General features: G+C 31.5%; 14 protein-coding genes and 1 riboswitch. Of the genes, 2 read left to right on the top strand and 12 right to left on the bottom strand.

What is annotated here, in order from left to right:
• Nucleotides 1–83 precede the first annotated feature (83 nt).
• From C1715_RS09395 to purD, 4 genes are all read right to left on the bottom strand, one after another.
• Nucleotides 84–1,154 carry a PTS sugar transporter subunit IIC gene (locus C1715_RS09395; RefSeq protein WP_242971936.1) on the bottom strand — a complete coding sequence of 357 codons (1,071 nt, stop codon included), beginning with the start codon at nucleotides 1,152–1,154 and terminating at the stop codon, nucleotides 84–86.
• Nucleotides 1,155–1,564: 410 nt separating this feature from the next.
• Nucleotides 1,565–2,428, bottom strand: a complete 864-nt coding sequence (locus tag C1715_RS09390; RefSeq protein WP_102400243.1) for a response regulator — start codon at nucleotides 2,426–2,428, stop codon at nucleotides 1,565–1,567.
• Nucleotides 2,419–3,729, bottom strand: a complete 1,311-nt coding sequence (locus tag C1715_RS09385) for an ATP-binding protein (protein WP_102400242.1) — start codon at nucleotides 3,727–3,729, stop codon at nucleotides 2,419–2,421. Before C1715_RS09385 ends, C1715_RS09390 begins: the two co-directional genes overlap by 10 nt.
• 381 nt (nucleotides 3,730–4,110) lie before the next feature.
• Nucleotides 4,111–5,364 carry a phosphoribosylamine--glycine ligase gene (purD, locus tag C1715_RS09380; RefSeq protein ID WP_102400241.1) on the bottom strand — a complete coding sequence of 418 codons (1,254 nt, stop codon included), beginning with the start codon at nucleotides 5,362–5,364 and terminating at the stop codon, nucleotides 4,111–4,113.
• Nucleotides 5,365–5,538: 174 nt separating this feature from the next.
• On the opposite strand from purD, the gene C1715_RS09375 reads away from it, so the two are divergent.
• Nucleotides 5,539–6,978, top strand: coding sequence for a DDE-type integrase/transposase/recombinase (locus C1715_RS09375; RefSeq protein WP_102400240.1), 1,440 nt, complete (start codon nucleotides 5,539–5,541; stop codon nucleotides 6,976–6,978).
• A 401-nt stretch (nucleotides 6,979–7,379) separates the two neighbouring features.
• On the opposite strand, the gene purH is transcribed toward C1715_RS09375, so the two are convergent.
• The 6 genes from purH to purE form a co-directional block, all read right to left on the bottom strand.
• The gene (gene purH / locus C1715_RS09370; protein WP_102400239.1) at nucleotides 7,380–8,879 is read right to left on the bottom strand and encodes a bifunctional phosphoribosylaminoimidazolecarboxamide formyltransferase/IMP cyclohydrolase; all 1,500 of its coding nucleotides are present in this window, start codon (nucleotides 8,877–8,879) and stop codon (nucleotides 7,380–7,382) included.
• A gap of 191 nt (nucleotides 8,880–9,070) precedes the next feature.
• The gene (gene purN, locus C1715_RS09365; protein WP_102400238.1) at nucleotides 9,071–9,685 is read right to left on the bottom strand and encodes a phosphoribosylglycinamide formyltransferase; all 615 of its coding nucleotides are present in this window, start codon (nucleotides 9,683–9,685) and stop codon (nucleotides 9,071–9,073) included.
• Nucleotides 9,673–10,671, bottom strand: a complete 999-nt coding sequence (gene purM, locus C1715_RS09360; RefSeq protein ID WP_102400237.1) for a phosphoribosylformylglycinamidine cyclo-ligase — start codon at nucleotides 10,669–10,671, stop codon at nucleotides 9,673–9,675. Before purM ends, purN begins: the two co-directional genes overlap by 13 nt.
• A 196-nt stretch (nucleotides 10,672–10,867) precedes the next feature.
• Nucleotides 10,868–12,268 carry an amidophosphoribosyltransferase gene (gene purF / locus C1715_RS09355; protein ID WP_102401920.1) on the bottom strand — a complete coding sequence of 467 codons (1,401 nt, stop codon included), beginning with the start codon at nucleotides 12,266–12,268 and terminating at the stop codon, nucleotides 10,868–10,870.
• Nucleotides 12,269–12,333: 65 nt separating this feature from the next.
• Nucleotides 12,334–13,050: a phosphoribosylaminoimidazolesuccinocarboxamide synthase gene (gene purC, locus C1715_RS09350; protein ID WP_102400236.1), complete on the bottom strand. Its 717-nt coding sequence runs from the start codon at nucleotides 13,048–13,050 to the stop codon at nucleotides 12,334–12,336.
• Complete coding sequence (gene purE, locus C1715_RS09345; RefSeq protein WP_102400235.1) at nucleotides 13,050–13,529, bottom strand: 5-(carboxyamino)imidazole ribonucleotide mutase; 480 nt, start codon at nucleotides 13,527–13,529, stop codon at nucleotides 13,050–13,052. Before purE ends, purC begins: the two co-directional genes overlap by 1 nt.
• A gap of 212 nt (nucleotides 13,530–13,741) precedes the next feature.
• Nucleotides 13,742–13,843: riboswitch (purine riboswitch) on the bottom strand.
• Between the two features lie 471 nt (nucleotides 13,844–14,314).
• On the opposite strand from purE, the gene C1715_RS09340 reads away from it, so the two are divergent.
• A complete protein-coding gene (locus C1715_RS09340; RefSeq protein WP_146005380.1) occupies nucleotides 14,315–14,695 on the top strand; it encodes a hypothetical protein in 381 nt (126 codons plus the stop codon).
• A 125-nt stretch (nucleotides 14,696–14,820) separates the two neighbouring features.
• On the opposite strand, the gene C1715_RS09335 is transcribed toward C1715_RS09340, so the two are convergent.
• A complete protein-coding gene (locus tag C1715_RS09335) occupies nucleotides 14,821–18,612 on the bottom strand; it encodes a phosphoribosylformylglycinamidine synthase (protein WP_102400233.1) in 3,792 nt (1,263 codons plus the stop codon).
• 1,324 nt (nucleotides 18,613–19,936) lie between these two features.
• The gene (locus C1715_RS09330; protein WP_102400232.1) at nucleotides 19,937–21,271 is read right to left on the bottom strand and encodes an alanine/glycine:cation symporter family protein; all 1,335 of its coding nucleotides are present in this window, start codon (nucleotides 21,269–21,271) and stop codon (nucleotides 19,937–19,939) included.

The raw sequence follows: 21,271 nt of genomic DNA, 5'->3' as shown, positions 1-21,271 counted from the left end.
AGGATAAATCCTCTATTATAAGTAAAAAAATAAAAAAAGATGATAAAATTAATTACCATCTTTCTATAAAACTAAGGTATATATTAAATAGCTTCCTTACGAATTTTTCCTTGATTAATTTCTTCTTTTGACTCAACCTTTGTACTATTATGAGTTCTCTTTTGGTATCCCATCATCTTAAATATCTGTGATGATATAAGTCCTCCTATTATTCCTCCAACTATTGCTAGTGCAGATGCCATAAGGACTGTTAATGGTTTATTAAATCCAAAAGATGCTAAGAATCCTGGTATTGGAGATGCAGTTCCTGGTGCATTATTTACAATTTTAAAGTACGCAGCTGATAACCCTGCCAGCGCTCCTCCCAAGAAACTTCCACCATATATAGGCAGTGGATTTGCTGTTACAATGTCAGCTTGAGTAAGAGGTTCTAACATAACTGCTATTACTTTACTGTTTTCTCCTAGTTTTAATCTCTTAAATGTTATTCCATTAGCAAAAGCTCCACCTACACAGGCAATACCTGCTATACCCATAGCAAGTCCCTGAAGTCCAAGCATAGCTGTTACTGCCATGGAACTTAGTGGTGATGTACATATTATCTTCATTATTCCACCTAAAAGGAATCCCATAACTATTGGGGATTGATTAGCTGCCACAGAAATTACGTCTCCAACTGTAAGTAAAGTTGAGTTTACTATTGGATTAACTCCTACAGCTATAAATCTAGCTAGTGGTGCTAAAAGTAATGCTCCAAATATTATATTCAATCCTTCTGGTAATTTTTCTTCTACCTTTGGTGCTATTAAACTTACTAGGTATCCTGCTATAAATCCTGGTAATATTCCAAGACCTCCCACTGCAACACCCATAACTACTGCATACACTGGATTTACTCCCATACTTAGTCCAACTAATATAGCTGCTGCAGGACCACTTAGGCTTCCTGCCGTTGCTCCAACTTCTCCAATGAACTTTAATCCAAGGAAATTGCCACCAATATATTTGTGGATAGCTTCTACAAGAAAACTTGCTACTGCTGCATTAGCTAGTCCTGACATGGCTTTATCACCTTTTGGAGCCTTAAGACTAAAAATCGAAAATAATACCAATGTAAAAATCAATAAACCTAAACCTTTAACAATAACAAACAAATTTATCCCTCCATTTTTCAATTTTATAAGTTCATCAATAAAACAATCTTAAACTCCCACAGTTTAAAATATCTTCATTGATAAACCATTGAAAGCTTCCATTAACCTTTTCCCACATTAGCCAATAGAAGTTTTTATATTTATATAATAAAATTCATCAATAGTCCCACCCAATGATAAATTTTAATATGCTGTTAAACCCACTAATAAAACAATTACCTTAATGTACCCTTTAAAATTAATACTTACATTTGTGTAAGATAAAACTTTAACATTCAATTCGTTTACATTAAAAATGGAGAATATCACTATTTTCTTCTTGTATATAATAATAAATCCTAAGTTTCGAAAAACTTAGGAAAGTATCAAAATATATATTTTTTTATTTTTATAATTTTTTAACTATTTGATTATTTCTCGCAGTAAAATGCCATTCCTTGTATGAACTTCTTTAAACTTACTTTTCCCCTTTCACTACTTTTACCTCTTATAAAGTCCATTTCTTTCTTTATTTGTTCAAAATTATATATTCCATTAGAGTAATCCACAAATACATCATTCATATAGTCTTCTATACCTATATTAGCTAAATTAACCATTCCTACTGTAGCAGTTCTTCTAATTCTTTGTTCCATGGATTTTGGATTATCTGTAAATTTGCTACACAAATCTTTAATACTATACTCATTCATGGTCTTTTTAGATTTAATTAAGAATGAAACTATTTTTACTATATCTTCACTACCTACTTCACCCATTATTCCTATTTTACTCATTACATTCCTTATCTTTTCTTCATAATTTTCCATAGGTTCCTTCTGGTCCTCTAATTCCTTTTGAATTTTCGGTGAATCCATAGGAATATTTTCTGAAAATATGTACTTTATCTGTTCTAATGTTTTATTTAATTTAATTTTTTCTTGCACTTTCTTAATTACATTTTCTACTTCCACCGCATTTATAGGTTTGCTTACGTAGTATTCCACTCCGTATTCATAAGCTTTTCCTATCATATCCTTAGACATGACTTGAGATATCATTATAAAATGTACTTTATTATTCTGCTTTGCAACCTCCCTTACTAAAGACAAGCCATCCTTTTCAGGCATCAAAAGATCCACTAAGACTATATCTGGATTGTACTTATTTATCTTTTCTACTCCTTCATTTCCATCCATAGCATAATCCACTACTTCTCCAAGAAATCTATCATATATTATTTTCTCTAATATTTTAATTACACTTATATCATCTTCAACTATAATTATTCGCATTTTTCTTCTTCCTCCAATATTTTTTTTGGTATAGATATGTGAAAGGCAGTTCCTTCATTGTCCTTAGAAGTAATAGTAACTTCACCTTTTAATTCTCCTTCTATAATGTGCTTTACAATACTAAGCCCAAGTCCTCTATTTATCACTCCAGTACCATAATTTATTTTAGTAGAATATCCCGGTGAAAATATGTAATTCATATCCTTCTCTTTTATGCCACATCCATTGTCCTCTATGACAAATATATAGTTGCTTTCTTCTTTATGCTGCTCAAAAAGTATATATCCTTTTTCTTTTTCGTCTAAAGCCTCTATGGCATTCATAAGTATATTTCTAAATATAGACATTAGAAAATAATGCTTTTCTGTATAAAAATTATTTTTGATTTTAAATTTCACATCTATATCTTTCTCTTTATACTTTATCTCATTTTTGATACTTATTTCTAGTATATTTATTAAGTCTTTAAAGTACATTCCCTTGCCTTCATCTGGAGAACTTGTGACCTCCTCAACCCCTCTTACTACTATGCCATATTCTTTCTTTATTTCATGAACGTTCTTTGCTATATTCACTGCTCTTGAAGCCCAAAGCTCTCTTTCCTTATCTAAAGTTATTTTTTCAAATAAATCATAAGCTTCAGCCATTACCTTTTCAAGACTATCCATGGTTTTTTTCATCCAATAAGTCTCTGTTTTTAATCTAGCAGTCATAAGTAGTAATTTTCTATATCTATTTTCATGTTCTTCTTTTAATAATAACATTTTATAGTATTTAATAAAATTTAAGCTAAGCCACAAAATCACTGTTCTAACTACAGCTACTATAAGTAAAGTCCATTTAATATCATAGTTATACAGCGGTTTAATATTATTTATGTCCCTTATAAGTAGTTCTATGAAATTTGCAAAAAAATCACTGAACACTATATAAATGAACATTTTGTTTATATTCCTTCTAGATACTTTTTTCAATATAAAATAAAAAAATACCGCATAAGAAAAATAAAAAAATATTTCTGGGAAATAAAACTGCATTCCATCTACAACTTTACCTCCCCTAGTAGCATGCATAACTACTCTTAAAATATAAACTCCTATAGAAGTATAAGCTCCAGTTATTATGGAATTTAACTCATCAAAGGAATACATAAATACTCCAAATAGTATTATGGCAAAGGAGATTCTAAAATTTGCTATAATTAAATCTAAATAAATTTGTGAAGAAAGAGAAACTATCAAAACTACAAATATCATTTTTTTAAACATATCTTTATTTTTTATCTTCTTTATTTGCTCCAAAAAAATATCTCCTCTCTATATTAATTTAATATTTAAATCATAGATTGAAATTTCTTGGGAATTTCTTTTGTTTGTATTTTGTTAAAATTCACAAAAAAGTTTTACTTAATTGATCATTGAGCATTAGTTCATTGATTACACCTATATTAAAACACATTATATTATAAAAAGTAAACAATACCACTCTTGTTTTCTACCAATTGAACATATAATAAAATTAAATAACACCTATTATTATTTTCTATTAACTTCATATACAACAAAAGTAAATGCCATTCATTTTTATCTTCTACTAATTTCTTATATAACAAAAGTGCTTTGCACTATCAACACTTAAATTTTACAAAGTCTTGATAATACAAAGCACATATTTTTCAACTCTTAACTATTAGCTTTTCCAATGTCTTTTCTATAATAAATCCCCTTAAATTTAACCTTTTCTATATCTCTATAAGCCTTTTCTCTGGCACTTTCCAAGCTATCACCCTTAGCAACTACACAAAGAACTCTTCCTCCATTAGTCATTAATTGATTATCCTGTAGCTTTACACCTGCTGCTATTACCTTGCTTTCCAAATTATCTTCTATTTCTATAGTGAACCCTTTTTTATATGAGGAAGGATAACCTTCTGAAGCAGCTACTATACAGCAACTGTGCTTATTTTCCCATTTTATGTTCATATTTGATAAATTCTTATTTAAAGCTTCCATTATTATATCCATAAAATCCGATTCCATTAAATAAAGCACTGCCTGAGTTTCTGGATCTCCCATTCTAACATTATATTCTAAAAGATATACACCTTTTTTAGTTATCATTATTCCAAAGAATATAATCCCTATATAGTCCATATGCTCCTGTCTTATTCCCTTAAGCGTTGGCTCTAATACATATTTTGTAAACTCCTTTATCACTTCATCACTACAATATGGATTAGGTGCTATAACACCCATACCTCCGGTATTCGGTCCCTTATCTCCATCATAAATCTGCTTATGATCCTTAGAAGATATAAAAGGTATTATAGTTTCTCCATCTGTTATAGAAAGTATAGAGGCTTCTACACCTTGTAAAAACTCCTCTATTATTATCTTTTTACCAGACCCCTTAAATATATCCTTAACCATAAAATCTTCTAAGGCTTTTTGAGCATCTTTTTCTTCTTGGCATATAACTACGCCTTTTCCAGCTGCAAGGCCATCTGCCTTTATAACTACAGGATAGGCACAGTTTTTTATATATTCACTTGCTTTTTTAAAGTCAGTAAATGCCTCATATTCAGCAGTCTTAACTCCATACTTTTTCATGAATTCTTTAGCAAAAGCCTTGCTTCCCTCTAAAAACGCACCTTTTTTATCTGGTCCAAATATCTTTAATCCTTCTTTTTTAAATGTATCAACTATACCTTCAACTAAAGGTGCTTCTGGTCCAACTACTGTTACGTCTATTTTATTTTCCTTTGCAAAGGAAAGATATTCATCTACACTGTTTAAATTTATATTGGTACATTTTTCTTCTAAAGCTGTTCCACCATTACCCGGAGCGCAATAAATCTTATGTACCTTGTTACTTTTTGAAAGTTTCCATGCTATAGCATGTTCTCTTCCACCACTACCAATAACTAATAGTTTCATTTATATCCCCCCGTTTCAATTAAGTTAGTGTAAAGTTTTTTTACACTATTTTTATAAAATTTCTTTATATATCAAGGGTTACAGAGTTTTTTAAATAAAAAAACAATGACCCCCTTTTTTATGCTATAATTGAATCGCCAAAACACAAAAATAACATGAAAGGATGTCATTGCTATGGATTCAATTATAACTTATTTAATTTCCTATAATCAATATCTTTTAAAAATAATTTATCAATTACTTATGTTTATTTGTAAATACATTCCTCTTAAGCAGTGGGCTTTTGAGGATTCACATAGTCCCGAATATCAAAAATTCAAAGTGGATAAACTACCTAAAATTGTTCGTTTTGAAAAGGTAGACTATCAACTTCTTTTAGCTTACTATAAACATAAATATAATAAACTAACCAAACCTGTTCAGAGACGTAATGGGAAGTCCGTCCCTGAAAATATCCTATGTCCTAAATGCGGTGCCCCTCACCAGTATATCTACGATAATAATGGCTCTAGAGGTCAATACCAGTGCAAGGTTTGTGGTCAAAATTTTAATGAAAGTAACCACACTACTAAACCTATAGTATTTAGTTGTCCTTATTGCGGACAAACTCTTTCTCCAAAGAAAGATCGTAAGCATTTTAGAATACATAAATGTGTTAATCCTAAGTGTTCCTACTACCGCAAGAACTTAGACAAACTGCCTAAAGACTTAAGTGACGCTGATAAACACAAGTACAAGCTCCACTACATCTATCGTGAGTTCACCATAGATTTCTTCAAAATGGACTTACATGAACTTCCTTCTAGAGCAATTAACTTTAAGTATAAGAAGTTCAATGCCCACATTATGGGGCTTTGCCTTACTTATCACGTTAATCTTAAGCTATCTACTAGGCAGACAGCACATGCCTTGGAGGAAGTACATGGTATAAAGATTTCACATACAATGATTGCTAATTATGCTATGACTGCTGCCGCAGTTATAAAGCCATTTGTAGATACTTTTGACTATAATCCTTCTAACATCCTTTCTGCTGATGAAACATACATTAAGGTAAAAGGCATAAAGCATTATGTTTGGATTATCATGGATGCTTGTAAAAAGTCTATTCTTGGCTACCAAGTATCCGATACTCGTGCTGTAGGTCCATGTATCCTCGCTATGCGTATGGCTTTTGAGAAGTTTAAAAACTTCCCTAATAAAGCCTTAAAATTCATTGCAGATGGCTATAGTGCCTACCCTCTTGCAAGTCAGCAGTGTAAACTCGTTAATGGCTGGGACTTTGATGTTACTCAAGTTATCGGACTCACCAATAATGATGCTGTATCCACCGAATTTCGTTGGGTAAAGCAAGTAGTAGAACGGCTTAACCGCACCTTCAAGTCTTCTTATCGCGTTACCTGCGGTTATGGAAGCGAGAATGGTGCACTTTATGGCGTTTCCCTTTGGGTTGCCTATTATAACTTTCTACGTCCTCATCCTTATAACTACTGGAAGCCACTAAATGAGATAGATATTTTAACTAATGCGGGCAATATGCCTGCTAAGTGGCAATTACTTATTTACCTTGGTCAACAAACAATATTAAAGATGCAAACTGAAAATTCTGCTTAATTTAGTTGTAAAGTAAATATGGGATATTTATTAACCACTACGTGAATAACTCAATGTAGAGATTACTAATATCAAAAATTTTCCTTCACTCAAAAGGATTTTTTGTCATGCCTAAAATTCGTTATTTCATCTTCAAATCACAAAGTATTTTATTATTCTGCGCCCTTCGGGCAAAACATTTTTAAACTTAGCTTTTTCATATTTCACTTTACACTATCTCAATTAAGTGGGCTAGAGTGTCAGAGGGCTAGGGGGCTAGGTAAAGTTGTTTTTGCTCGCTTCACTCTCAAAAACTTTCAATTTAAAGATTTTCCGTAGCATCGCGAAGGAAAATCCTCCTTCCCTAGCCCTCTATTATCTAGCCCTCTAGCCAACTAATATCTAGCCCACTAATATATCGTTTAGTGTTTAAAGTGTCTCATTCCTGTAAATACCATAGACATTCCATTTTTGTTACATTCATCTATTGAAGCTTGATCTTTTATAGATCCGCCTGGCTGAATTATAGCTTTTATATTGTGCTTAGCTGCTTCTTCTACTACATCACCAAATGGGAAGAATGCATCTGATGCTAAGACTACTCCTTCTTCTCCTCTTTCTAATGCCTGTGTAGCTGCCCATATTCTGTTTACTTGGCCTCCAGCTATACCTACAGCTTTTCTATCCTTAACCACTACTATTGCATTGGATTTAACGTATTTAACAACTTTCATTGCAAATATTAAATCTTTCATTTCATCTTCTGTAGGAGTTTTTTCTGTAACTACCTTAGTTTCATTTAATAATTTGTCGTCAGCACTTTGAACTAAAATTCCTCCATCTACTTTAACTAACTCTACTTTATCCTTAGGCACTTGTTCACCTTTTATAACTCTTAAATTCTTTTTAGTTTTAAGAACTTCTAATGCTTCTTCAGTAAAATCTGGTGCTATTACTATTTCTGAGAATATCTTTACAATTTCCTCAGCAGTTTCCTTATCTAAAGTTCTATTGACTGCTATTATACCACCAAATATAGATACTGGATCACAAGAATAAGCTTTCTTATATGCATCACAAACAGTTTCTCCTATAGCTACTCCACAAGGTGAGTTATGTTTTAAGCCACAACAAGCAATTTCCTCAAATTCCCATACAGTTTTCCAAGCTATATCCATATCTTTTATATTGTTATAAGACAATTCTTTTCCGTTTAGCTGCTGGAAGTTTTTCATGGCTCCTTTTTCATAAGTGGATACGTAGTAAGCTGAAGTTTGATGTGGATTTTCTCCATATCTTAAATCCATCATTTTTTTGTAAGATAGAGATAAATACTCTGGGTATTCTTCCTCTAATAAGAAGTTGCTTATAGCCGCATCATAAGCAGATGTTAAATTAAATACTTTTCCAGCTAGACTTTTTCTAGTTTGGAAAGAAACATCACCATTTTCTTCTATTTCATTTATTATTTTTCCGTAGTCTTCTACTTTAGTTAAAACTATAACATCTTTAAAGTTTTTAGCTGCTGATCTTAACATAGTAGGTCCGCCGATATCTATGAATTCTACTTTTTCTTCAAAAGCTAAATCTTCTTGAACTTTATTAAAGAAAGGATATAGATTTACAACTATCATATCTATTGGAGTTATTCCTTTTTCCTTTATAGTTTCCATATGACTTTCTTTATCTCTTATAGCAAGTATTCCTCCATGAATATATGGATTTAAAGTTTTAACTCTTCCATCTAATATCTCATCAAAACCTGTAACTTGATTTACTTCTATTACGTCTATTCCATTTTCCTTAAGATATCTATATGTTCCCCCAGTAGATACTATTTCCACTCCTCTATTTACTAAAAATTTAGCTAAATCTAATACGCCACTTTTATCAAATACACTTATTAAAGCTCTTTTTAACATAATTATTCCTCCTCTTTTCTATTTACCTTTACGCACATTCAAATAAATAATAAGTCAGTATGCTAATCTATTTTGCGTCATACTGCGTCTGCAGAACCCGCCCATAGTCTTACTAGCAACGGAACCTATTTCCTTGTCTTACACAAAATATACTAGTATCTTTGACTTGTTATTTATTTTCATGTACCTTATTATTCATTAACAATAAGTTTTTTGCCATGAATAGATATATTTCCTTGAGAAATCAACTTGATTGCCTCTGGTAGTGCTTTGTGCTCCTGAACTAACACTCTTTTTTGAAGTTCTTCTGGTGTATCTTCCCCGTACACTGGTACTGTCTTTTGAAGTATTATTGGACCTGTATCTGTGCCTTCATCTACAAAATGAACAGTACATCCTGAAACCTTAACTCCATACTCTAAAGCCCTTTCATGTACTTTAATTCCGTACATATCATTTCCACAAAAAGCTGGTATTAGCGATGGATGTATATTTATAATCTTGTTTTTAAATTTTTTAATTATATCTCCTTTTAATATAGAAAGATATCCTGCCAAAACTATTAAATCCACTTTTCCATCTACTATTTTTAATATTTCATCTGATAGTTTTCCTTTATGTTTTTTTCTGTCTACATAGTAAGTTTTAATTCCGTTCTTTTTTCCTCTTTCTAAACCATAAGCACCTTCTCTATCGCTTATAATCATTTCTATAGCACAGTCTTTTAAGTATCCATTTTCTATATTGTCAATTATAGATTGGAGGTTTGTACCTCCACCGGATATAAGTACTGCTATTTTAAACATACTTCTTTGCCTCCACGCTCTACATGACCTATTTTATAAGCCTTAAATCCAAAATCATTTATTTTGTTTATAATTTTATGTTCATCTTCCTTGTTTACACATAGAACAAAACCTATGCCCATATTAAATGTGTTGAACATCTCTTTTTCCTCTACTCCAAGACTCATTAAATGCTTGAATATATCAGGTACATTAAAGCTGTTTTTATCTACTACTGCTGTAAAATCCTCTTTAAACATTCTAGGAATATTTTCATAGAAACCACCACCAGTTATGTGGCTCATTCCCTTTATATTAAATTCCTTTAAAAGTCCCAAAACAGTTTTTACATATATATTAGTAGGTGTCAATAAAACATCCCCTATTTTCTTACCCTGAAAATCTTCATTTAAATCCTTTATAGCTTTTCTAACTAATGAATATCCATTGCTGTGAACTCCTGAAGATTCTATACCAATTAGTATATCTCCTTCACTTATGGTACTGCCATCTATTATTTTATCTCTATCTACTATTCCTACAGCAAAACCCGCTATATCATATTTTCCATCATCATAAAATCCTGGCATTTCAGCAGTTTCTCCACCAATTAAAGCACACTCTGATTGCATACAACCTTCTGCAACCCCTTTAACAAGCCCTGCTGCCACATCTGATTCTAATCTTCCGCAAGCTATATAGTCTAGAAAAAATAATGGTTTTGCTCCATGGCACAATATATCATTGACACTCATGGCTACACAGTCAATGCCCACAGTGTCATATTTATTCATTTTAAAAGCTATATCAAGTTTTGTACCTACACCATCAGTACCAGATACTAAAACAGGATTTTTATATTCTCCACTTAATTGAAACATTCCTGCAAAGCTGCCTATGCCATTTAAAACATTTGAGCTTTGAGTTCTTTTAGTGTATTCCTTAATTAAACTTACAGTTTTATATCCCTCTTTTATGTTTACTCCTGATGATTTATAATCTATCATTTATATTCCCTCCTACATTTCCAACTGTATTTGTCCTTATTTCCTAATCCCCTATGTTCAATGTACAATACCCAACCCAAGAAAAATTTTATTTGCAATGTTCTTTATTAAAACACTTTGTTTAGCACATACACTTATCATAAATATCCAAAATCCATTCCAATAAACACTAGCAATTTGGGCTGGAAACTAGGATTTATCTAAAGTCCTCACTTGGCGTTGACAATGGATATTCTCCTGAAAAACATCCTAGACAATACCCTTTATCTTTTCCTAGGGATTTTAAAAGTCCATTTATACTTAAGTATTCTAGGCTGTCTGCACCTATTCTTACTCTTATATCATCTAAGCTACTGCATGAACCTATTAAATCCTCTCTGTAAGGAGTGTCAATTCCAAAATAGCATGGGAACTTTACCGGAGGAGATGAAACTCTAAAGTGAACTTCTTTTGCTCCTGCTTTCCTAAGTATACTCACTAGTCTCTTACTAGTTGTTCCTCTAACTATTGAGTCATCTATTATAATAACTCTTTTTCCTTCTACATTCACCTTAAGTACATTTAGTTTAACAGAAACATCTCTCTCTCTCATTTCCTGAGTAGGTGATATAAATGTTCTCCCTATATATTTGTTTTTAATAATTCCCATAGCATAAGGTATTCCTGAAGCTTTTGAATATCCTATAGCTGCTGGTACTCCTGAATCCGGCACACCAATTACTACATCTGCATCCACTGGACTTTCTTTATAAAGTATTTCTCCAGCCTTTATTCTTGATTCATACACATTAACTCCGTCAATTACACTGTCAGGTCTTGCAAAATAAATGTATTCAAAAGAGCAAGTTGCACATCCTGTTTTTTCTGCAAATTTTATTGTTCTTACTCCTTCTTCATCTATTATAACTATTTCTCCTGGCTCTACATCCCTTATAAATTCAGCTCCAATGGAATCTAACGCACAGCTTTCAGAACTTAATACATATTTTTCATCAATCTTTCCAAGACAAAGTGGTCTTATACCATTTGGATCTCTAGCACCAATAAGTTTATTCTCTGCCATTAAAAGCATTGCATATGAACCTTTTACGAATTTCAATGCATCAACTATAGATCTTTCTACACCTTTTTTATAACTTCTAGCAATAAGGTTTATTATAACCTCTGTATCTATAGATGTTTGAAATGTACATCCTGTTTCCTCTAAAAGCTCTCTTATGACATCTGCATTTACAAGATTTCCGTTATGAGCTATAGAAATAGATCCTAGTTTAAATTTACTAACTAGTGGCTGAGCATTTATACTTCCACCGCCCCCTGCTGTAGAATATCTCACATGTCCTATAGATATATTTCCCTTTAAATTTTGTAAACTTTCCTTATTAAAAACATCGCTTACAAGTCCTGTATTTTTATAACATTTAATTTTTTCTCCACTTTTTACTGATATACCGCAGCTCTCTTGTCCCCTATGCTGAAGAGCATATAGTCCATAATAAGTTAAATGGCTGATTTCTTCATCTATTTCATTTGAATATATTCCAAATACACCGCACTCTTCTTTTAATTTGTCTTCCTCTAGGTTAAAGCCTTCCATGCACAAGTTGTTCCCCTCCTTAATGGACAACAGCTACCTGGTGATAATGTCCAGGTAACAGCTACCTATTTTATTCTGCTCATTATTTCTTCGTAAGCACCTTTTACGTTGCCAAGATCTCTTCTAAATCTATCTTTGTCTAGTTTTTCGTTAGTTTTAGCATCCCAGAATCTGCAAGTATCTGGAGAAATTTCATCTGCTAATAATACTTCATCATGGAATCTTCCGAACTCTAATTTAAAATCTATTAGCTTTATTCCTCTTTCTATAAAGAATTCTTTTAGCAAATTATTTATTTTTTCTGTAGCTTTATATATCTTATCTAGTTCCTCAAAAGTAGTTAGTCCTAATGCCACTGCATGATAATCATTTATAAGTGGATCTCCTAAATCATCATTTTTATAGCATATTTCATAAATTGTAGTTTTTAATTCTGTTCCTTCTTCAACCCCTAATCTCTTTGCCATACTTCCTGCTGCTACATTTCTTACTATTACCTCTAAAGGAACTATACTTACTTTCTTACATAACTGATCTCTTTCATTTAATTTTTCAACTAAGTGAGTTTCCACTCCATTTTTCTCTAACATATTAAAAAGTGCGCAACTGATGCTGTTATTTAAAATTCCCTTATCTTCTATGGTTCCTTTCTTTTCTCCATTAAAAGCTGTGGCATCATCCTTATAGTTTACTATTACATAATCATCATTTTCTGTACTATATACTTTTTTAGCCTTTCCTTCATACATAAGTTCCTTTTTTTCAAATTTTAAATTTTCCATTAGAATTCTACCCCCTGCTCATTTTCTTTTATAAATTTTTCCTTCATGTCTTTTCTATATTTTAAAAGTTTTTCTTTAAGTTCTGGATATTTTAAAGATAATATTTCTACAGCAAGCATTCCTGCATTAAAGCTGTTATTCACTCCTACGGTTGCTACTGGAATTGATTTTGGCATTTGTACTATAGACAAAAGTGCATCCATGCCACCTACTGCGGCATTTATAGGCACACCTATTACTGGTAAGATTGTTTGAGAGGCAATAACCCCTGGAAGGTGTGCTGCAAGACCTGCTCCTGCTATTATACACTCCACTCCTTGTTTTTCTAATTCTTTTAAGGTTTCTGAAAGTTTTTCCGGCACTCTATGAGCTGATAATATATATCCTTTATGTTCTATTCCAAATTCCTTTAGAAGATCAGAAGCTTTTTTCATAATTTCCATATCTGATTTACTTCCAAATATTATAGCTACTTTCACATTTATTCTCCTCTCTTTTGCAAATTGGCTTTTAAGCTAAGAATTTAATATTAAATGATAATTTTAAAATTTTCCTCAAGAAATTTTTATAAAAGTTTCTCTATAAATTTGTTTCTAAATTCTGTTAAAATTTGTTTTTACATATAAAAATCCGTTATACAGCCATAAGTAAGCTCTATAACGGATGAAATATTCTCTATTTAAAGATTATTATCCCTATAAAACTTACTCATAGTCAGAAAATTTACGGTTTTCCGGTAGAAACACTTGATCCATATCATCAAGCATATATGAGTTAGTTAGTGTTAGTTTTAGTTTTTATCATATTTAAATAATAACACTATACTTTGTAAAAATCAATACATTTTAGTTAAATTATTTTTAAACATTCGTATTAATACTATATATTGTAAAGATTTTTTTAGTGTATCATTCGTGTTTATCTTTTTAAGAATTACTATCATGAGGATATACTTCAATTATTAACTCAACTTTCGCACATAAATTTTAAGCTTTACATTAGATGAATAAAGGGTTTTAATTTAAAATTTAGAATGTAAAATGAATGTTGAAACTCCTAAAGGAGTTTTATACTCAATTCTCAACTCTCAATTGTAAATTTTACATTTTTATTTCATAACCGGGAGAGTTGAATTATTAACTTATCATACGTTTATTTTTGTTGTATAATTAAGTATATTTATACTAGGTTCTAAGTTCTAAATTTTTCATATGGCTTAAAGTAGGACGCTAGAGCTGCAAAGGGCTAGTGTGTCATCAGACTGGTGGCTAGATTAGATATTAAACTAACTATTTTTGCAAAAGGAGTGTTACAAATGTGGTCTATATTTATAATTGCTTTTATTTTTATATTAGTGTTTGTAGTTTCTAGAAAAAATTATGTGAATAGAACTAAATATCTTTCTGATAATTTTAACGCTTTTAATGAATTACTAAAAGAAAGATATGACAAACTAAGCGACCAACAGAAAAAGATCTTCATATCTTCTTTAGAAAAAGATCTTTACTTATTTTTTGATAATGAAATCCTAAAAACTCCTTCTAAAATGCCCAGAAGTACCTGGACCATACAACAGAAAATCATGAAGCAGCAAGAAATAGCCTCAAGACTAAAAAAATTTATTAAGAGCTTACAAGTCTTTTGATTTATACTAAAAAATATGCCTTTAAGGAATATAAAACTATAGTTTATAATATTTCATTAAATTAAACTATCTGTTTTTAAACCTTAAAGGCATATTTATATTTACTACTTGTTTTTTGCTAATTTCTATTTAAAGTACTCTACTCCAGCTTTAAATATCTTTTGATCCTTCTCTCCCAAAATATTCTTAATAACGCCATTGCCTCTTCTTTCACTATGGCCCATTTTACCAAGAATTCTTCCATCAGGACTTGTGATACCCTCTATGGCATAAGATGAACCATTAGGATTAAATTCTATGTCATAAGTAGGATTTCCATTAAAGTCTACATATTGAGTAGCTACTTGACCATTTTCAAAAAGCTTTTTAGCTAAATCTTCCTTAATTACAATTCTTCCTTCTCCATGAGAAACAGGTATACTGTGAATGTCTCCCACATTTACATTGCTAAACCATGGAGATAGATTGGATACTACCTTAGTGCTTACTATTCTAGACATGTGCCTTCCTATTTTATTATAAGTAAGTGTTGGGCACTCCTTATCTATATCCTTTATTTCTCCAAAAGGCACTAAACCTAGCTTTATAAGCACTTGGAAGCCATTACAGATTCCAAGCATAAGTCCATCTCTATTTTTTATAAGATTCATTACAGATTCCTTAACTAAAGGATTTCTAAATATATTAGCTATGAATTTTCCTGAACCATCTGGCTCATCTCCTGCGCTAAATCCTCCTGGAAGCATTATTATTTGACTATTATCTATAGCTTTTGATAACTCCTGTACAGACTCTTTAATATATGCAGGAGTTAAATTTCTAAATACAAAAGTTTCTACATTGGCCCCGGCCTTTTCAAATGCCCTTTGGCTGTCATATTCACAGTTAGTTCCTGGAAAAGCAGGTACTAGCACTGTAGGTTTTATATCCTTACCTAAATATATTGTTTTATCTAATGTATCTTTTCTTCCCTCTTTATATAAGATTTCTTCTATCTTGCCACTTATATCTTCTGTTTTTTCTGTCTTAGTTGGGAATACTTTTTCTAAAGTTTCTTCCCAAGCCTTCACAGCTTCTGGTAAATCTATATGAGTTTCTTCTATTTCTATTTTTTCTTCTTCAATTGTATTACCTAAAACTCTATATCTTTCTGAATTTAATCCTTCTAAAACTCTATCATCCTTTAATTCTAGTATTATAGAGCCATATTTAAATTTAAATAACTCTTCTCTATCTATATTTTCATTAAATTTAAATCCCACTTTATTTCCAAAGCACATCTTAGATATAGCTTCACTTATGCCACCAAATTTTACAGAAGATGCTGCCAGTACACTATCCTTATTTATAAGCCTTGTAACTATATTATAATTTTCTTTTAATATTTCTAAGTTTGGCATATCTTTATGATCTATAGGTAAATCTAAAATAATAACCTTACTTCCAGCCTTTTTAAATTCTGCAGAAACTATATTGTTAATTTTAGAAGTTCCCACAGCAAAAGTCACAAGTGTAGGTGGTACATTTAAATCTTTAAAGCTTCCTGACATACTGTCCTTACCACCTATAGCTGGTATATTTAGTTTCTTTTGAACATATAAAGCTCCTAGTAAAGCTGAGAATGGTTTACCCCATTTTTCCTTATCTTCTCCTAGTTTTTCAAAATATTCTTGAAGAGTTAATCTTATTTTATTATACTCTCCTCCAGTTACAACTACTTTAGTTATAGCTTCTAGTGATGCATAAACAGCTCCATGGAAAGGACTCCATTTAGCAATATATGGATTATATCCAAAGCTCATTATGCTGGCAGTTTCTGTTTCTCCCTTAAGCACAGGGATTTTTGCTACCATAGCTTCCACTGGTGTGGATTGATACTTACCACCTAGAGGCATAAGCACTGTACCTGCACCTATAGTTGAATCAAACTTCTCCACAAGACCCCTTTGGCTGCATACATTTAAATTTTCAAGGTTTTTGATCCATGCATCTTCTAAAGATAAATCTTTATATAAATCACAGTTGAAATTATCTAAGAATCCACTTTCTTCTGGCTCATTTACCACTATATCTGTATATCTAGAAGCTCCATTGGAGTTTAAGAAATCTCTATCTATATCCACTATGTTTTGGCCTCTCCAATTCATAGTCAATCTATTGTTAGAAGTTACCTTAGCCACCACAACAGCTTCTATATTTTCTTTTTCTGCATAATTTATAAATTTATCCTGGTGCTCTTTTGAAATCACCACTGCCATTCTTTCTTGAGATTCTGATATGGAAAGTTCTGTTCCATCTAATCCCTCATATTTTTTAGGTACTTTATCTAAATCTATATATAAACCATCCGCTAATTCCCCTATAGCCACTGAAACACCGCCAGCACCAAAGTCATTACATCTTTTAATAAGAGATGCTACTTCTTCTTTTCTAAATAATCTTTGAATTTTTCTTTCTTCTACAGGGTTTCCCTTTTGAACTTCTGCTCCACAAGTGTATATGGAATTTTCATCATGTTCTTTAGATGATCCTGTGGCTCCTCCACATCCATCTCTTCCTGTTCTTCCACCTAAAAGTATTATTACATCTCCCTCTTCAGGTTCTAATCTTTTTACATTTTTCTTAGGCGCTGCTGCTATTACTGCCCCTACTTCCATTCTTTTAGCTCTAAAATCCTCATGATATACTTCTGTTACTTGACCTGTGGAAAGTCCTATTTGATTTCCATAAGAACTATATCCATTAGCCGCTTCTGTAGTTATCTTTCTTTGAGGAAGTTTTGATGAAAGTGTATTACTTATAGGCACTGTAGGATCTCCAGAACCCGTAACTCTCATAGCTTGGTATACATATGCTCTTCCAGACAGTGGATCTCTTATAGCTCCTCCAAGGCAAGTAGCTGCTCCTCCAAAAGGTTCAATTTCTGTAGGGTGATTGTGAGTTTCATTTTTAAACATTAAAAGCCATTTTTCATCTTTTCCATCCACATCCACATCTATCTCTACGCTGCAAGCATTTATCTCCTCTGAAACTTCAAGATCATCTAGCATTCCCCTTTTTCTAAGTTCCTTAGCTACTATGCAAGCTATATCCATTAAACACATTTCTTTATTTTTTCCCTTATAAAGAAACTCTCTTGATTTTTTATATTCTTCAAAAGTCTCTTCTAATATATCTTTGTATTTTCCGTCTTTAATCTCTACATTTTTTATAATAGTATTAAAAGTAGTATGTCTACAATGATCTGACCAATAAGTGTCTAATACTTTTATTTCTGTAAGTGTAGGATTTCTCTTTTCACTTAAAAAATATTTTTGACAACAAAGCATGTCATCTAAATTCATAGCTAAACCTAATTTTTCTATTAAGTTTTCTAATTCCTTTTCCTTCATATCTATAAATTTTTCTACTATCTCTATATTCTTAGGTTCAGTTACTTGCATTTCCAATGATGAAGGTTTTTCTAATTTAGCTTCGCAGGAATCCACAGGATTTATACAATAACCTTTTATTCTATTAAAGTCTTCTTCAGCTATATTTCCTTCTATAACTATAATTTTAGCTGTTTTTACTATAGGTCTTTCTCCTTCAGCAATAAGTTGAACACATTGAGCTGCTGAATCTGCCCTTTGATCATACTGTCCATCTAAATATTGTATTCCAAAAACTTTACTTCCATTTTCAATATTTATTTCTTCCTCATAAACATTATCCACTGGTGGTTCAGAGAATACAGTACTTATAGATTTTTTAAGCTGCTGCCTATCTATTCCACATATATCATATCTATTTAAAATTCTTAAATCCTCTACCTCTTTTAAATTTAAGTCATTATTGATATTTTTTAATAATTTTTTAGCTTCATCATCAAAACCTTTTTTCTTTTCAACATAGATTCTAAAAACTTCATTAATCATGCCTTCATCCCCTTTTCAAATTATGAAACTAACACAACTAACTAAAAAACTAACTAACTTTTACGTCTATGATAACACTTAAACTTTATGATACAAAACTAACTAACGAATATTTTTATACTTTAAAACAAAATTATACGTTATATTTATAATTATAATATACTTTTAGGAATTTTGAAAGTTTTTTATTCGGAAAAAAATTGTGATGTAAGTAGCATAAGAAAAATCTGCTTTTAAGTCCACAATAAATATATTTTTTAGACTGTTCGCAATACGCTAAGAAATTCTAATGTTTTCAAATATCAATACCCTAAAGCTTTCAAACTCGCTTCTGACGGCGCTCAAACATGAAAGCTTCTTAACGGGTATTAATATTTGAAAACAAAGAATTTCTAAGGCTAGCTCAATAGTCTAAAAAAATATATTTATTGTTACCTTAAAAGCAGATTTTTCAGATTATGTTTAAAACGCCACTGGGAGAAAATAACTTACTAAAGGATGATTTTCCTCCGCGTTGCTATGGAAAATCTTTAATTTATAAAAAAGCTCTCATAATTTTTTTAAGCGTAGCCATTCGTTTAATCTACAATCCTAGCTACTAATACCTAATTATGAAAATAAAATATTAGATAAAATTTAATATATTTTGCCGTAAGGCATTAGTTTGTATAAATCTTAAATTTGTAGGAGAAACCAGGTAAGAGGTAAGAGGTAAGAAGTAAGAAGTAAAAAGTAAAAAGTAAGAGTTAAGGATAAAACTCAAAGAGTTTTTATAATTAATTTATGAATAAGTAACAAAAGAACAGCTAGTAGAAATAAGAGCTCTTGAAAAAATTCAGCTTTGCTGAATTTTCACCACAACTATTACTTCTTAGCTATTACCTCTTACTTATCTACAAATTCTTAATTTATCTAACAATTAAAGTTATATATTCTTATATATAAATCATAATAATGCCTATGTATTTAGGCTGGCTGCCGCCAATTAAAGATTTTCCGTAACGTAGTGGAGGAAAATCATCCTTTAGTAAGCTTTTCCTCTCCAACCATAAACATATTAAACTAAAAATCTGATTTTAATGTAGTAATAAATGTGGAATTGGGGACTATTGAACTAGCCTTAGAACTTCTTATGTCTCACAGTTAAAGACCCGTTAAGAAGCTTTCATGTTTGAACGAGGAACGAGTGAGTTTGAAAGCTTTAGGGGCTTTAACTGTGAGACATTTAGAAGTTCTTGGCGTATTGTGAACAGTCCCAAATTACACATTTATTACGGAATTAAAATCAGATTTTTCTTCAGTGTATTGTTTCACAATTTATGCTTTAAGATTCTAATTCTTCGTACTTTTTAAGAGATTTTCTAACAACTCCCATTAATCCTAATAATGCAATTACGTTTGGTATAACCATAAGACCATTAAATGTATCTGCTAATTCCCAAACTAACTTAACTTCCATAGTAGTACCTAAAACTATGAATATTAAAACAAGTAATCTATATACAGGTAATCCTTTCTTTCCAAATAAATATCTAATATTGGCTTCTCCGAAGAAATACCATCCAACTATAGTGGAAAATGCAAAGAAGAATAAGGATACAGCAATAAATATATTTCCAAAATTACCGAGGCCTAACTCGAATGCCTTTTGTGTTAACTCTATTCCTGTTGTATGCCCATCTAATGCACCGGTAGTAAGTATTACAAGAGCAGTTAATGTTAATATTATAAAAGTATCTATGCATACCCCAACTATAGCCACTAAACCTTGTTCTTCTGGATGCTTAACCTTTGCTACTGCATGAGCATGAGGAGTAGAACCCATACCTGCTTCATTTGAAAATAATCCTCTAGCCACACCGTATCTAACAGCTTCTTTTACTCCAACACCTATAAGTCCACCTGTTGCAGCTTTAGGGTTAAATGCACCTACAAATATCATTTTAAAAGCTGGAATAACATTTGCCCAATTAGCTATTACTATAAATAAACTTCCCACTACATATAAAAGAGCCATTAGAGGAACTACTTTTTCAGTAACAGATGCTATTCTTCCTATACCACCTATAAATATAAGTCCTGCTAAGGCTGCCGTTATTATACCCACTATTAATGTAGGAACATTAAATGCCTTTGAAAAGGCTGCTCCTATAGAATTTGCTTGTACCATGTTTCCTATAAAACCTAATGCTATTATTATACTAATAGAGAAGAAAGCTGCTAAAAATTTACTATTCAAACCTTTTCTTATATAGTAAGCTGGCCCTCCTGTTATTTGTCCATCAACTTTTTCTTTAAAAACCTGAGCTAAAACTGCTTCTGCAAATATTGTACCCATTCCAAAGAAAGCGCTTAACCACATCCAAAATATAGCCCCAGGACCTCCTGCTGCTATAGCTGTTGCAGCACCGGCTAAATTACCAGTTCCAACTTGAGCCGCTATTGCAGTAGCTAATGCTTGGAATGAAGACATCCCATCTTCTCCAGCTTTTTTGCCCTTTAAAGATATCCCACCAAATGCCTTTTTAAATGCAGCGCCAAATTTTCTTACTTGAACAAATCTTAATCCAAAAGTAAATGCTATTCCCGTCCCACATAACAAGAATATTAAAATATAATTCCAGAGCACCTTATTAATATTTTGTACAACTTCTAGCAT

Source organism: Haloimpatiens massiliensis (assembly GCF_900184255.1).
In the GTDB taxonomy this organism is placed as follows: Bacteria; Bacillota; Clostridia; order Clostridiales; family Clostridiaceae; genus Haloimpatiens; species Haloimpatiens massiliensis.
Note: the sequence above shows the minus strand (reverse complement) of the source record. Positions and strands in the feature narration are given on the sequence as shown.

What these genes read in the sequence shown, in the direction of transcription:
- C1715_RS09390 (WP_102400243.1), bottom strand. Translation starts at nt 2,428, where the DNA reads ATGCGAATAATTATAGTTGAAGATGATATAAGTGTAATTAAAATATTA.
- purD (WP_102400241.1), bottom strand. Translation starts at nt 5,364, where the DNA reads ATGAAACTATTAGTTATTGGTAGTGGTGGAAGAGAACATGCTATAGCA.
- C1715_RS09375 (WP_102400240.1), top strand. Translation starts at nt 5,539, where the DNA reads ATGGATTCAATTATAACTTATTTAATTTCCTATAATCAATATCTTTTA.
- purH (WP_102400239.1), bottom strand. Translation starts at nt 8,879, where the DNA reads ATGTTAAAAAGAGCTTTAATAAGTGTATTTGATAAAAGTGGCGTATTA.
- purN (WP_102400238.1), bottom strand. Translation starts at nt 9,685, where the DNA reads ATGTTTAAAATAGCAGTACTTATATCCGGTGGAGGTACAAACCTCCAA.
- purM (WP_102400237.1), bottom strand. Translation starts at nt 10,671, where the DNA reads ATGATAGATTATAAATCATCAGGAGTAAACATAAAAGAGGGATATAAA.
- purF (WP_102401920.1), bottom strand. Translation starts at nt 12,268, where the DNA reads ATGGAAGGCTTTAACCTAGAGGAAGACAAATTAAAAGAAGAGTGCGGT.
- purC (WP_102400236.1), bottom strand. Translation starts at nt 13,050, where the DNA reads ATGGAAAATTTAAAATTTGAAAAAAAGGAACTTATGTATGAAGGAAAG.
- C1715_RS09335 (WP_102400233.1), bottom strand. Translation starts at nt 18,612, where the DNA reads ATGATTAATGAAGTTTTTAGAATCTATGTTGAAAAGAAAAAAGGTTTT.
- C1715_RS09330 (WP_102400232.1), bottom strand. Translation starts at nt 21,271, where the DNA reads ATGCTAGAAGTTGTACAAAATATTAATAAGGTGCTCTGGAATTATATT.